14 protein-coding genes and 1 riboswitch are annotated in these 12,963 nt (G+C 58.8%); of the genes, 6 read left to right on the top strand and 8 right to left on the bottom strand.

Features of this window, described 5'->3' with window-relative positions; translation table 11 throughout:
• Positions 1-85: 85 nt before the first annotated feature.
• The gene (locus IPM27_05800) at positions 86-955 is read right to left on the bottom strand and encodes a lipid A biosynthesis acyltransferase (GenBank protein MBK9161061.1); all 870 of its coding nucleotides are present in this window, start codon (positions 953-955) and stop codon (positions 86-88) included.
• Positions 955-1,848, bottom strand: coding sequence for a lysophospholipid acyltransferase family protein (locus tag IPM27_05795; protein ID MBK9161060.1), 894 nt, complete (start codon positions 1,846-1,848; stop codon positions 955-957). Before IPM27_05795 ends, IPM27_05800 begins: the two co-directional genes overlap by 1 nt.
• Before the next feature lie 70 nt (positions 1,849-1,918).
• Here IPM27_05795 and IPM27_05790 point away from each other — a divergent pair, with 70 nt between their 5' ends.
• The 6 genes from IPM27_05790 (at position 1,919) to IPM27_05765 (ending at position 7,746) form a co-directional block, all read left to right on the top strand.
• Positions 1,919-3,082, top strand: a complete 1,164-nt coding sequence (locus IPM27_05790) for a methionine adenosyltransferase (protein MBK9161059.1) — start codon at positions 1,919-1,921, stop codon at positions 3,080-3,082.
• Positions 3,083-3,208: 126 nt separating this feature from the next.
• A riboswitch (S-adenosyl-L-homocysteine riboswitch) is annotated at positions 3,209-3,300 on the top strand.
• 14 nt (positions 3,301-3,314) lie between these two features.
• The gene (locus tag IPM27_05785) at positions 3,315-4,730 is read left to right on the top strand and encodes an adenosylhomocysteinase (protein MBK9161058.1); all 1,416 of its coding nucleotides are present in this window, start codon (positions 3,315-3,317) and stop codon (positions 4,728-4,730) included.
• Between the two features lie 111 nt (positions 4,731-4,841).
• Positions 4,842-5,195 (top strand): phage holin family protein, encoded by a 354-nt coding sequence (locus tag IPM27_05780; protein ID MBK9161057.1) that lies wholly within the window; start codon positions 4,842-4,844, stop codon positions 5,193-5,195.
• A complete protein-coding gene (gene metF / locus IPM27_05775) occupies positions 5,192-6,028 on the top strand; it encodes a methylenetetrahydrofolate reductase [NAD(P)H] (protein MBK9161056.1) in 837 nt (278 codons plus the stop codon). Before IPM27_05780 ends, metF begins: the two co-directional genes overlap by 4 nt.
• A gap of 97 nt (positions 6,029-6,125) precedes the next feature.
• Positions 6,126-6,614, top strand: a complete 489-nt coding sequence (locus tag IPM27_05770; GenBank protein ID MBK9161055.1) for a cyclic nucleotide-binding domain-containing protein — start codon at positions 6,126-6,128, stop codon at positions 6,612-6,614.
• Between the two features lies 1 nt (position 6,615).
• Positions 6,616-7,746: an AI-2E family transporter gene (locus tag IPM27_05765; GenBank protein ID MBK9161054.1), complete on the top strand. Its 1,131-nt coding sequence runs from the start codon at positions 6,616-6,618 to the stop codon at positions 7,744-7,746.
• 30 nt (positions 7,747-7,776) lie between these two features.
• On the opposite strand, the gene IPM27_05760 is transcribed toward IPM27_05765, so the two are convergent.
• Genes IPM27_05760 through IPM27_05735 form a run of 6 tightly spaced genes read right to left on the bottom strand, consistent with a single transcriptional unit; the run spans position 7,777 to position 12,840 of the window.
• On the bottom strand, positions 7,777-8,382 hold the full coding sequence (locus IPM27_05760; protein MBK9161053.1) for a membrane integrity-associated transporter subunit PqiC: 606 nt from the start codon (positions 8,380-8,382) through the stop codon (positions 7,777-7,779).
• Entirely contained in the window at positions 8,379-9,218 is an 840-nt protein-coding gene (locus IPM27_05755; GenBank protein ID MBK9161052.1) for an MCE family protein, read from the bottom strand. The genes IPM27_05760 and IPM27_05755 overlap by 4 nt, the downstream gene beginning before the upstream one ends.
• A 9-nt stretch (positions 9,219-9,227) precedes the next feature.
• A complete protein-coding gene (locus IPM27_05750) occupies positions 9,228-10,031 on the bottom strand; it encodes an ATP-binding cassette domain-containing protein (protein MBK9161051.1) in 804 nt (267 codons plus the stop codon).
• Position 10,032: 1 nt separating this feature from the next.
• Positions 10,033-10,848, bottom strand: a complete 816-nt coding sequence (locus IPM27_05745; protein MBK9161050.1) for an ABC transporter permease — start codon at positions 10,846-10,848, stop codon at positions 10,033-10,035.
• A complete protein-coding gene (locus IPM27_05740) occupies positions 10,835-11,167 on the bottom strand; it encodes an STAS domain-containing protein (protein MBK9161049.1) in 333 nt (110 codons plus the stop codon). The genes IPM27_05745 and IPM27_05740 overlap by 14 nt, the downstream gene beginning before the upstream one ends.
• Complete coding sequence (locus IPM27_05735) at positions 11,164-12,840, bottom strand: SpoIIE family protein phosphatase (protein ID MBK9161048.1); 1,677 nt, start codon at positions 12,838-12,840, stop codon at positions 11,164-11,166. Before IPM27_05735 ends, IPM27_05740 begins: the two co-directional genes overlap by 4 nt.
• Between the last annotated feature and the right edge of the window lie 123 nt (positions 12,841-12,963).

The following is a 12,963-nucleotide window of genomic DNA, read 5'->3' as shown; positions in this document are numbered from 1 at the left end:
GGTGACACTTTAACAATACCTGACAGCGTCTCGAATAAGCTTCGTGATCTTCGTGCGCTTCGTGGTGAATAGAGTCTTGCAAGGTTCATTGGTAGAAACCCTCTTCGCCTTCGGGGCGGTTCTTGAACCGCTTATGCAGCCAGAAATATTGTTCCGGCATCTCCAGCACGCGCTGCTCGAGGAACTCGTTCATGCGCCGCGTATCGGCGATGTCGTCCCCGCTGGGATAATTCTCCCAGGCGGGATAGAAGGTCAGCACATAACCCTGTCCGCCGGGCAGCACGCGCGTGATGCTCGGCACCACTTTCGCGCCGGTCATCCTGGCGATGCGCGGTACCGAAGTCATGGTCGCCGCAGGCACGCCGAAGAACGGGATGAACGCGCCGTCCTTGACGCCCTGGTCCTGGTCGGGCGGATAGATGAACGGCATGCCGGCACGCATCCCCCTGATGATCGGGCGCAGGCCTTCCTGGCGCGCATACAGGTGCTGGTTGCGGAAGCGCGCCCGTTTCTTCAGGAGCAGTTCGGTCAGGTAGCGGTTCTTCTGCCTCGCGTACATGCAGACCGTGTCGGTATGCTGCGCGATCCATTGGCCGCCGATGTCCATGCCGACGAAGTGCGGTGTCAGCAGGATGGCGGGCTGGCCATGGATCGCCTCGAAATGTTCCACGCCTTCGACGCGGATCAGGCTGCGGATGCGTTCCGCGCTGCTCCACCACAGGATCCCGCGCTCCAGGAAGCTGCGCGCAAATGCGCGGAAATGACTTCTGGCCAGCATCTCGCGCTGTGTTTCATCCATCTCCGGAAAGCAGAGCCGCAGGTTGATGTCGACCACGCGGCGGCGTTCCCTGCCCAGCGCGTACAGCAGCATGCCCGCGCCTTCGCCGATGCGAGCCAGCACCTGCAACGGCAGGAAATGCAACAACCACAGGAGGAAGACTGCCAGTCGCGCCATCATGTCGCAGGCGAGGGGAGTGGTGGGGCGGGCGGCGGAGCGGATACACCCGGCGGGATCTTGTAGCGGTTGTAGCTCCACAGGTATTGCGCAGGGCAGGCGCGTATCACCCGTTCCAGCGCGACATTGATCTGTTGCGGGACCGGCAGCGCAAAATCCAGCGGCAGCGGTTCGACGCGGATCGCATAGCCCTGCCCGCGCGGCAGGCGTTCCGAATAGGCGATCAGTACGGCCGCGCCGCTGTTTTCCGCCAGACGCCCGACCAGCGTCATCGTGTAAGCGGGCTGGCCGAAGAAGTCCGCCCATTCGCCCTCGCCACGGCTGGGCACCTGGTCGGGCAGCAATCCGATGGCTTCGCCGCGCTTGAGCGCCTTGAACAACAGTCGCACCCCGCTGATGTCGGCCCTGGCCAGCCTGGCCTGTCCGCGTTCGCGACCGCCGCGCATCACACCTTCCAGCCAGCGCAACTTGGGCGGGCGGTACAGCACGGTGATCGGCATGCGTTGTGCCGCATACAACGCGGAGACCTCGAAACAGCCGAGATGGGGCGTGAGGAAGACGATGCCCTTGCCGCGCGCCTGCGCCGCTTCGATATGTTCCAGCCCGGTACATTCCCTGACCGTATCGACGACCTCGGCATAAGGTCGTCCCCAGATCCAGGCCAGTTCGGTGATGCTCTTGCCGGTCTCGGCTATGGCTGCGTGCAACATGCTCCGGTATTCGGATTCGCCGGCCGTCAGGCCGGCCTGGCGCAGGTTGGTCCGTGCGCGTTCGGCGTAGGGCGCGGAAACCGCATACGTCAGCCATCCGAGCAAGGCGCCCAACCTGTGCAGAACGCACAGCGGCAATATCGCGAGCAGGCGGAACAGGAGTTGGAAGGGGGTTATCGACATGGTGTGGGAAATATGACCGGGTTTGCTATAATGCGCGCCTTTTTATTGATCGAGGTTTCAGCGGAAAGCCATGAGCGAATACTTCTTTACATCCGAATCCGTATCCGAGGGCCATCCTGACAAGGTGGCAGACCAGATCTCCGACGCCATCGTGGATGCGATTCTAGCGCAGGATGCGCATTCCCGCATCGCGGCCGAGACACTGTGCAATACCGGGCTGGTGGTGCTGGCAGGCGAGATCACGACTTCCGCCAACGTCGACTACATCCAGGTCGCGCGCGATACCATCAAGCGCATCGGCTACGACAACACCGAGTACGGCATCGACTACAAGGGCTGTGCCGTGCTGGTCGCCTATGACAAGCAGAGTCCGGACATCGCGCAGGGCGTGAACAGGGCTTATGACGACGGTCTGGATCAGGGTGCCGGAGACCAGGGGCTGATGTTCGGCTATGCCTGTACCGAGACCGATACGCTGATGCCGCTGCCGATCTACCTGTCGCACCGTATCGTCGAGCGCCAGGCCATGCTGCGCAAGGACGGTCGCCTGCCCTGGTTGCGTCCGGATGCGAAATCGCAAGTCACCGTCAAGTATGTCGACGGCAAGCCTTATTGCATCGACACCGTGGTGTTGTCCACCCAGCACGCGCCCGAGATGACGCTGGAGCAGATCCGCGAAGCCGCCATTGAGGAGATCATCAAGCCGATCCTGCCGAAGGAGCTGGTCAAGGGTGACATCAAGTACCTGGTCAACCCGACCGGACGTTTCGTGGTCGGCGGCCCGCAAGGCGATTGCGGTCTGACCGGTCGCAAGATCATCGTCGACACCTACGGTGGTGCAGCCCCGCACGGCGGCGGCGCGTTCTCCGGCAAGGATCCTTCCAAGGTCGACCGTTCGGCCGCTTATGCCGGTCGTTACGTGGCGAAGAACATCGTGGCTGCCGGTCTGGCCGACAAATGCCAGATCCAGATCTCCTACGCGATCGGCGTGGCACAGCCGACCAGCGTGATGGTCACGACATATGGCACCGGCAAGGTCTCCGACGAGACGATCGCGGAACTGGTTAAGAAACATTTCGACCTGCGCCCGAAGGGTATCGTGCAGATGCTCGACCTGCTGCGCCCGATCTATTTGAAGACAGCCGCCTACGGCCACTTTGGTCGTGAAGAGCCGGAATTCAAGTGGGAAAGTACTGACAAAGCAGCCGCGCTCCGCGCGGATGCGGGGCTGTAAGCCCACCCCGCAGGGGTTTGTCAGGACTTCGGCGAAAGCTAACATCGCATGCGATGTTAAGGTGCGAAGCACCGGCCGTAACCAAAATACTGACAAGGCAGTAATAAAAGTATTCGTATCACCCATCCCGCCGAGGGGCGCTGCAGCAGTCACCGCAAGGTGAACCTGTCAGGCTCGGCGAAGGACGGTTCAATATGTAGCAACGGCGCCCATTCATTAACTTGCCAAATGAATGGAGTGCTTTATGTCTACATCTGACTATGTCATCGCCGACATCAAACTGGCCGATTGGGGCCGCAAAGAGATCAAGATCGCCGAGCACGAGATGCCCGGCCTGATGGCCATCCGCGAAGAGTTCGCCAGGACGCAACCGCTGAAAGGCGCGCGCATCACCGGCTCGCTGCACATGACCATCCAGACCGCGGTGCTGATCGAGACGCTGACCGCGCTCGGCGCCGAAGTGCGCTGGGCTTCGTGCAACATCTTCTCCACGCAGGACCACGCGGCAGCAGCCATCGCGGCCGCCGGCGTGCCGGTGTTCGCCGTCAAGGGCGAGACGCTGACCGAATACTGGGATTACACCCACCGCATCTTCGAATGGGCGGACGGTGGTTATTCCAACATGATCCTGGACGATGGCGGCGATGCAACCTTGCTGCTGCATCTGGGCGCACGCGCCGAAAAGGACGCCTCGCTGATCAGCAAGCCGGGTTCGGAAGAAGAGACCTGTCTGTTCGCCGCGATCAAGGCCAAGCTGGCCGTCGATCCGACCTGGTATTCCACCCGTCTGGCGCAGGTCAGGGGCGTGACCGAAGAGACCACCACCGGCGTGCACCGCTTGTACCAGATGCACCAGCGCGGCGAACTGAAGTTCCCCGGCATCAACGTGAATGATAGCGTCACCAAGTCCAAGTTCGACAACCTGTACGGCTGCCGCGAGTCGCTGGTGGACGGCGTCAAGCGCGCCACCGATGTGATGATCGCCGGCAAGATCGCGGTGATCTGTGGCTACGGCGATGTGGGCAAGGGCTCTGCCCAGGCGATGCGCGCGCTGTCGGCGCAGGTATGGGTCACCGAGATCGACCCGATCTGCGCATTGCAGGCCGCGATGGAAGGCTACCGCGTGGTGACCATGGAATATGCCGCCGACAAGGCCGACATCTTCGTGACGACCACCGGCAACTTCCACGTCATCACCCACGACCACATGGCCGCGATGAAGAACAACGCCATCGTCTGCAACATCGGCCACTTCGACAACGAGATCGACGTCGCCTCGCTGGAGCAATACCAGTGGGAAGAGATCAAGCCGCAGGTCGACCACGTGATCTTCCCCGACGGCAAGCGCATCATCCTGCTGGCCCAGGGTCGTCTGGTGAATCTGGGTTGCGGCACCGGCCATCCGTCCTACGTGATGAGCTCTTCATTCGCGAACCAGACCATCGCCCAGATCGAGCTGTGGACCGAACGCGACTCCGGCAAATACCCGGTTGGCGTGTACACGCTGCCCAAGCATCTGGACGAGAAGGTCGCCCGTCTGCAACTGAAGACGCTGAACGCGCAGTTGACCGAGCTGACCGACCAACAGGCTGCCTACATCAACGTGCCGAAGGAAGGTCCGTACAAGACCGACCACTACCGCTACTAAAAGCTGAAGGGGAGATGAGAAACGGGAAATGACGGGGGTGGCGCTTCGCTCTTGTGTTTCCCGTTTCCCAAGCCGCCCGGCGGCATCCCGTTTTCCTTTGAAGGGGACGCCATGAGATTGTTGCTGGTCTGGATATTGAACGCGCTGGCCTTGCTGGCGGTGGCGAACTTTGTGCCCGGGATACGCGTGGACGGCTTTACCGCAGCGCTGATCGCCGCCTTCTTCCTCGGTCTGGTCAATACGCTCATTCGCCCGTTGCTGCTGTTGCTGACGCTTCCGGTCACGCTGTTGACGCTGGGTCTGTTCATCTTCGTCATCAACGGGTTGCTGTTCTGGTTCGTCGGTTCTGTGCTGCGCGGTTTCACGGTGGACGGTTTCTGGCATGGCGTGCTCGGCGCCGTTCTGTATAGTATCTTTACCTGGGCGCTCTCGGCGGCGACCCAACAATTACTGGGGAAAAAATGAACAGACCTGCCATCAGTTTCGAATTCTTTCCGCCGCAGACGCCGGAAGGCGTCGAAAAATTGACTGCCGCGCGCCTGCGACTGGCGGAACTCAAGCCGGAATTCTTTTCCTGCACCTTCGGTGCCGGCGGCTCCACGCAGGAGCGCACGCTGGACACCGTGCTGCAGATCAAGGGTGAAGGCCATCAGGCCGCTCCTCACCTGTCCTGCGTCGGCAGCACGCGCGACAACATCCGCGTGTTGCTGAACACCTATAAAGACATGGGCATCAAGCGCATCGTTGCGTTGCGCGGCGACCTGCCTTCCGGCATGCACAGCATCGGCGAGTTCCAGTATGCCAACGAACTGGTATCGTTTATCCGCAGTGAGACCGGCGATCACTTCCAGATCGAGGTTGCCGCTTATCCCGAGTTCCATCCGCAGGCCAGGTCCGCCCGCGACGACATGCTCAACTTCAAGCGCAAGATCGATGCCGGCGCGAACTCGGCCATCACGCAGTATTTCTACAATGCTGATGCCTACTTCCGCTTTGTTGACGAGGTTCGCAAACTCGGTGTCGGTGCGCCCGTCATACCGGGCATCATGCCCATCATGCGCTATTCGCAACTGGCGCGCTTCTCCGATATGTGCGGCGCCGAGATCCCGCGCTGGATGCGCAAGATCATGGAAGGCTATGGCGACGACATAAAATCGGTTCAGGCCTTTGGTCTCGATGTGGTTACCAAGCTGTGCGAAAGACTCATCGCCGGCGGTGCGCCGGGGCTGCATTTCTACACCTTGAATCAGGCCAACGCCTCCATTGAGATCCTGCAACGCCTGGGCTACCGCTCATAGCCGGGAAGTTTCAGCGTACAAGCAGGATACTGTTGTACCGAATTGTCGTATCATTGCGCAGGGTGGCGTTATGCCATGAATATAAACGGGACTTCGCATGTCGCTTTCTCTGACCGGAAAATTTGAAGCGTTCACTGGAAAGTTCGAGTCGCCCCAACTGGCGATGCTCCGCAGCATCTCGTTGTTCAGCCAGATTGCCACTCACGAATTGCGCGCCATACGCGGCTTGCTACACCGCCGAACCTACCTGAAGGATGAGATTATTTTTGACGAGGGCGAAAAGGGCCAGGCCGTCTATTTCATTCTGGAAGGCAAGGTGCTCATTTGCCGCCAGGGCCGGCCGGCGGATGGCGGAATTGCGGAGCTGGAAGCGGGGCAGTGTTTCGGCGAGATGGCGCTGCTGGACAACTCCCCGAGAATGGCCCAGGTCCGGGCCGCAGAAAATTGCACGCTGGACGTATTGTTCCGGGAAGATTTTCTCGGCCTGCTGCATACCCATTCACATATCGCATCCAAGCTTTCGCTTGAGCTTGCGCGCATGATGGGCGAGCGTCTGCGTCAAACGGTTAACCGGTACGTGCTGTAAGATGCATCGCAAGCCATCCCGTATTGGATTGATCACATGGTGCGGGATCATCGGCAGCACCTGCCTCCTGATCTTCCTTTTCCAGAAAATCCTGTGGCTGGTCGTCCCCTTTCTGCTGGCGTTGCTGCTCTACTACCTGCTGTACCCGCTCAACAAAAAACTGATCATGTCCGGCTTGAGCAGCGATTCCGCCGCAGCAACGCTGAGCGGCGCTTTTTTGCTTGCGGTGATCGGCGGACTGTTGCTGATCTATCCCGTGGTCATCGCCAACGCCGGGGAATGGCAGCATACCCTGATGCGCTACCTGGAAGGGGGCTTGCGCGTAATTGAGACCCTGATCTACAGCATGCAGCAGAAATTCTCGTTTCTGCGCCATAGCGACATCAGCGTGGCGGTGCGCGACAACATTCTCAACTTCGCCGGGCATTTTTCGGACAAGCATCTGAGCGGAGCCGCGCTTACCGCTATCGCATGGCTGCCGTCTTTGATATTGGCGCCGATCATTGCCTACTTCCTGCTCAAGGACGGCGCACAATTACGCAAATTCATCGGCGAAACCATACCCAATGCCTATTTTGAAAAAACGCTGTACATGATGTACGCGCTGGATCGTACTGCGCGTCTGTATTTTGTCGGGATGCTGAAACTGGCGGTGATCGATGCTGTATTCCTGGTCACCGGGCTTTGGCTGTTTGGCGTCCCGTCGCCGCTGATGCTCGGTTTGATTGCCGCTGTATTGGGCTGGATCCCGTATATCGGCCCGATCATAGGTTGCGTGCTGGCAGTCATGGTGACGGCAACGGACTTTCCGGGTGACATGTCGCTTGTTTATGCCGTTATCGGGCTCTTTGCGCTGCTCCGGGTGCTGGATGACTTTGTGTTTGCTCCCTACGTTATAGGCAAGAACATGAGCATCCATCCCTTGCTTACCCTGTTGATGTTCTTTATCGGGGAGGCGATTGCGGGAATAGCCGGTCTGATGCTGGTCATTCCCATACTGGGAATAGTCATGGTCATCGGCGAGACACTGGAGATTATCTTGCGCGATACGCGTTTGAAGGCGCGCCATGCCTATGCGCGAGAATTGCACAAGTTGGCGGCCAATCGCGACCTCAAGCTCTACCTGGACTGAACTCCTATTCAGTTCGGTCAATTGCAACGGTTATCGCAGCGTTTTGATATCCCCGAGAAATTCGGCATAGATGTTCCTCAATCCGGCTTCGCACGCCATGACGTACGCATGCTGGCTATCGCCTCCCGTCATGATCTCCGCGCTATAACTGCGCTCCAGCAACGGTGCAGACGATTTTCTTTTTTGCAGCGCAAGACGCAGGGAAACCACTGCGCGCGCAGTGCTTCCGGTGCCGATCTTTTCCAGGCGCAATATCCGTGCATTCAAAAGAAATCCTATTCCGCTTCCCGAGGGAATATCCGTTACATGCGGCGCAACAACCATGGCTTCCAGGCTGGCCCGCATGTGCTGCTGCAACAGTATCGCTGGCGACTCGCTCCAATGCTGATAGTGGTACTGCTGCAAGGCGCGCGGCTGATCTTCCGCCGCATATAACATGGCGCGCTCGGCGTACGGGCCATCAGCCCGCAACGGCGCAATATAGAGCGTTTCGTCCAACACGGGAGTCGCGGGTGCGGCATTGCCCCGAACCGCTTCCAAACGGTAATACCTGTCGGTCGGGACCGGCGGCGCAGACTGGCATCCTGCCAATGCAAGAATCACAATACAGACCGGGAGTTTGATCATAGGGCTCATTTCTTTTCTTCCGAAGGTTCAACGGGTGCGGGACTGCTGAATATCGCCGAGGGGCTTTCATGTAACCGGCGCGACAACTCGTTCATGTGAAGGCTTGCCCGCTCGAGGTTGGACAGAATGGTATGGGTTTGCTGCATGGCATAGCGGATATCGTCCTGCGTCTGCTCGAAATCGATCATGGTCTGGTCGCCGTTTTTCAGGATGCTGCTCATATGCTGCCGATTTTCGGCGTTCAACAGTTGTCCGAAATTCTCGGCGGCGGTATTCATGCGTATCAGCGCGGCGCTGGCCTGGTCAAGTGTTGTCCCCCCCTTGTGTTCCAGCATGTTGCCCAGGCTGTCGACCCGATGATTCAAGCTTTGCAGGGCGGGGCGCATATCATCGCGCGCGATGCTGCGCAGATCGCTGGCCAAGCCGCTCCATGCGGCGATCAATGGTGTATTGCTTACGACCGCAATGTCATCCCCGGGCTTCAGGAAAGACGGCTGCTTGCCCTGCTGTACATCGACAAGCTGGCCGGACAGCAACCCGGCAGAACCGATTGTGGCAGTACTGTCTGTTGGAATTTTCCAGTCATGTTTGAACAGCATCTTTACCCGATAATGGATGCGCCCGTCCCGGGTAACCGGCGCAATGGCCTGCACATTTCCCACCTGGTAGCCATCGTAAGTGACCGGCGAGCCGTCGGCGATGCCGGCTACATTGGGAAAGGTCGCGTAATACACGTCGTGTTTTTCGCCGTGTCCGCTCAGGCGCGCCAGCGCGTAGATCAGCAAGGCCATTGTGACCAGCACGAACGTGCCGACCAGTGTGTAATTGATGTTGTTGCGCTTCATGGTTCCATCCTATACAAGTTCGCGGGTCAAACGTTGCAAGTACGCGTCGGCATCAACTTCATCCTGGCGCGGTTTGCGGTGCAGCAGGCTGATGATGCGCGGGTGATCCGAGTTGCGCACTTCCTCCACCGTTCCCACCATCAGAATGCTGCCCTGGTCGAGTACCGTGATACGGTCTGCAATCTTGAATGCGCTTTCCAGTTCATGCGTTACCACCACGATGCTCATTCCCATCGCTTCCTGCAAATTCAGAATCAGCTCGTCCAGTTCGACCGATGCCACCGGGTCGAGCCCCGCCGATGGCTCATCGAAAAACAGCAAACTCGGGTCAAGCGCAATGGCGCGTGCCAGTGCGGCCCGTTTCAGCATGCCGCCTGACAGCTCGCCCGGCATCAGATCCTCGAAGCCGTTCAGGTTGACCACTTCAAGCTTCATGCGTGCCATGATCCGTATGGTGTTGTCGTCCAGCCTGGTATGTTCGCGCAACGGCAGCGCCACATTGTCTCCCACGCTCATCGAATTGAACAATGCCCCGCCCTGGAACGACACGCCGATCTGCCTGCGCAAGGCAAACATTTGTCGTGCGGAGATGCGCGTGATGTCGTTTCCGAGCAGTTTGATTACCCCGGACGTCGGCTGATTCAAGCCCAGCAAATGACGCAGCAATGTGCTCTTGCCGGAGCCGCTGCCGCCCATGATGACCATGATTTCGCCCTGCGCCACGGTCATGTCTATGCCGTGCAATATCTCGCGATCGCCATAGTGCGAAACCAGTTTGCTCACCTCGATGGCTGGAATGTCTGGAGGTAACATATCAGCGGCTCAGGAATCCGGTGAACAACATGTCGGCAAGAATGATGGAGACGATGCACAACACCACCGAACGCGTCGTCGCACGCCCCACCCCTTCCGCGCCACTCGTGACCTGGAAGCCGTTTGTCGCGCCGATGATTGCGATCAGCATGGCGAATGCGATGCTCTTGTAGAGCCCCCCCACCACATCGTCTGTGGTCAATACCACAAAGCTGCGGTCAAAAAATATCTCCAGCGGCATGCCCAGCGCGGCCAGACAATACAGGGCACCACCCAGCATGGCGACCAGATTGGCCAGTACCGTCAGGCAGGGCAGGGTGAACATCAGCGCAACCAGCAACGGCGCGACCAGATAGCGCACCGGATTGATCCCGATGACGCGCAACGCGTCGATTTCCTGCGACACCATCATCGTGCCGATGCGCGCCGCCACGGCGGAGCCGGAACGCCCCGCAACAAAAATGCCGGTGATCAACGGTGCAAACTCGCGGCTCACCGAATAGGCGATTCCCATTACGACCTGGGATTCGGCACCGAATTGCCGGAGTGTGTGGATACCCTGCATCGCAAGCATCGTTCCAGTGGCGAAACAGGCGATGGATACGATGGGAATGGCGCGGACGCCGACCTCGACCGCCTCCTTGAATACCGCCGCAACCCGCACCGGCTGATTGCGCCAGTGACCCAGCAGCAACCAGTACAGGCTTTCGAACAGCAGCGCGCTGGCATAGCCGGCCTCGTCGCCCAGTTTGACCGTCTGCCGGCCGGCCCATTCAAGGGCGGCCAGTGGTGCTCGCAACAGGCTATTCGGCAAGATCGTCGCACTCCCCCGCGCTGGCGGCTATACGGAACACCTTGTCCAGTCTGGCCAGCTTGATGACGCCCAGCACACTGCCTGTCGGAGCGAGCAGCACGAAGCCCTGCCCCAGTTTCTTTGCATTCTGCAAACCTTCCACCAGTGTGGCGACACCAGAGCTATCCATGTATTTCACCGCAGAGAGATCGATCGCCACGGGCGAATTGGTCTTGACCAGATCGAGGATTACCTGTCTGGCTGCGGGGGATGCATGCATGTCTATTTCGCCGGAAAGGGCGAGAATCTTCAGTTTGCCGCGAGTCGTAACAGTGTGAGTCATGAGGCCCCCCAAATAACCTGCTTGTCAAGGCTGACGCTCATATAGAGCAGGTTGCCGTAACCTTCCGGCGGGGTGCGGAATTCCATTTCATCCATCAGTTGCTGGATGAAATAGACACCCAACCCGCCGGGGCGGATATCCTCCAATGACCGCGATTTGATTTTTGTCCTGTCCGCCGGCGGTGCGTGGTCGAGCAGTTCGAAAATCATCGCGTGCCTGTTTTTATTGTGTATGACCCGCAGCTCGTAGTCCCCCCGGGTGTTACCACCATAACCATGCTGGATCACATTCATGCATGCTTCGTTGAGGGCGACCTCGATCGCTTCGGTCAGTTCTGCTGTTGCGCCGACGGACGTAACCATATCACGTATCCGGCGGCGCATTTCCGATAATGTGGCCGGATCGGAGGGGAATTTGAGCGTTTCGACAGGATGCGTCCTGGCGGGCTCGATGACCAGCAACGTGATGTCGTCATGTAAAGTCTGGCTGCGTGAAGAAAGTTGCCCGACGATGCCGCGCAAGCGTTGCATGGGCGGATACGGAGCGAATTCGTCCAGCATCGCTTTCAATCCCTCCTCCCCCACATCCTCGCCGCCGGCTTCAGTTACGCCGTCGCTGTACAGATACAGGCTGCCGTCCTGCAGGCGCAACGTCTCGTCCTGAAACTCGATGCCGGCCATTATGCCCAGCGGCGGCATACCGGCCTCGAAGCTCGTGAACTCCCCATGGATGTTGCGCAAGACGGGCGGCAGGTGTCCGGCATTGGCAAACACAACCTTTTGGGTGGATGGTTCGTAGATGCCCACGATCATGGTGACGAACATGCCATGCGAACTGGTTGCCGCCACTTCATCGTTGATTGCGGCCAGCAATCCGGCCGGTTGCGGCATGGTCTTGCACAGGCATTGAAACAGACTGATGGTCTTGGACATCAGCATCGAAGCGCGGATGCCCTTGCCGGATACATCGCCCAGGCTGAAAGCAATGCGCCCGTCGGCCAATTCCACATGCGAATAGAAATCCCCCGAAATTTCGTATGCGGGCAGATTGATGCCGAATATCGGAAAGGTGGGATCCGGATCCTTGGGCAACAAGCTGCGTTGAATTTCTCCCGCCAGACGAATTTCCTGGCGCAACGCCTCTTGTGCAACCTTCTCTTCGGTCATGCGCGCATGATGGATGGCAAAAGCCGACAATGACGCCAGCGCCGAAAGCAGCCGGCCGTCCTTGACGGTAAACAAGGGATTGGAACCGGTTTTATTGATGATTTCGATAGCGCCGAAAGGTTTGCCTTTCATTGACAGTGGAGCGCACAGGATGGAGCGTGTCACGAAGCTGGTTTTTTCATCAACCTTGCTGTTGAAATCCTTGTCGCCACAGACATCCAGTACCGTTTCCAGCGTGTTGTTCATCACCGCGCGTCCCAATATCCCCTTGCCAAACGGCACAACCAAACCGGTGATATCCACGGCGCCCGCACAAAAACGGCAGATCAAATGCGTCCCTTCCGGATCCAGCAGAAATACCGAGGCTGCCTCGGCATCCAGATGTTCCATCACGCGCAGCGTGGTGTTGCGCAAGGTCTCGTCCAGCTCGACAGATTCAGTGAATTCGGCGCCGATCGAAGCAACCAGTTCGATTTCCTGCATGACATCACTATCCGGATCGGTCATCTGCGCTGCCTTTCATGTGGGCGAATGGCTGGCCTCTATGGCCAACCGTTTGAATTCTCGCCGAATAATAGATTTTCTGGCAAGTGGCACTTGGTGGTGGGGCGCGGAAGCCATAAACCACTA

This window comes from Nitrosomonadales bacterium (genome assembly GCA_016716325.1).
Taxonomy (GTDB): Bacteria; Pseudomonadota; Gammaproteobacteria; order Burkholderiales; family Gallionellaceae; genus Gallionella.
The sequence above is the reverse complement of the archived record's forward strand: the minus strand, read 5'-3'. Positions and strand labels throughout refer to the sequence as shown.

Coding starts and splice junctions, on each gene's coding strand:
- IPM27_05800 (MBK9161061.1), bottom strand. CDS start 955: ATGGCGCGACTGGCAGTCTTCCTCCTGTGGTTGTTGCATTTCCTGCCG.
- IPM27_05795 (MBK9161060.1), bottom strand. CDS start 1,848: ATGTCGATAACCCCCTTCCAACTCCTGTTCCGCCTGCTCGCGATATTG.
- IPM27_05790 (MBK9161059.1), top strand. CDS start 1,919: ATGAGCGAATACTTCTTTACATCCGAATCCGTATCCGAGGGCCATCCT.
- IPM27_05785 (MBK9161058.1), top strand. CDS start 3,315: ATGGAGTGCTTTATGTCTACATCTGACTATGTCATCGCCGACATCAAA.
- IPM27_05780 (MBK9161057.1), top strand. CDS start 4,842: ATGAGATTGTTGCTGGTCTGGATATTGAACGCGCTGGCCTTGCTGGCG.
- metF (MBK9161056.1), top strand. CDS start 5,192: ATGAACAGACCTGCCATCAGTTTCGAATTCTTTCCGCCGCAGACGCCG.
- IPM27_05770 (MBK9161055.1), top strand. CDS start 6,126: ATGTCGCTTTCTCTGACCGGAAAATTTGAAGCGTTCACTGGAAAGTTC.
- IPM27_05765 (MBK9161054.1), top strand. CDS start 6,616: ATGCATCGCAAGCCATCCCGTATTGGATTGATCACATGGTGCGGGATC.
- IPM27_05760 (MBK9161053.1), bottom strand. CDS start 8,382: ATGAGCCCTATGATCAAACTCCCGGTCTGTATTGTGATTCTTGCATTG.
- IPM27_05755 (MBK9161052.1), bottom strand. CDS start 9,218: ATGAAGCGCAACAACATCAATTACACACTGGTCGGCACGTTCGTGCTG.
- IPM27_05750 (MBK9161051.1), bottom strand. CDS start 10,031: ATGTTACCTCCAGACATTCCAGCCATCGAGGTGAGCAAACTGGTTTCG.
- IPM27_05740 (MBK9161049.1), bottom strand. CDS start 11,167: ATGACTCACACTGTTACGACTCGCGGCAAACTGAAGATTCTCGCCCTT.
- IPM27_05735 (MBK9161048.1), bottom strand. CDS start 12,840: ATGACCGATCCGGATAGTGATGTCATGCAGGAAATCGAACTGGTTGCT.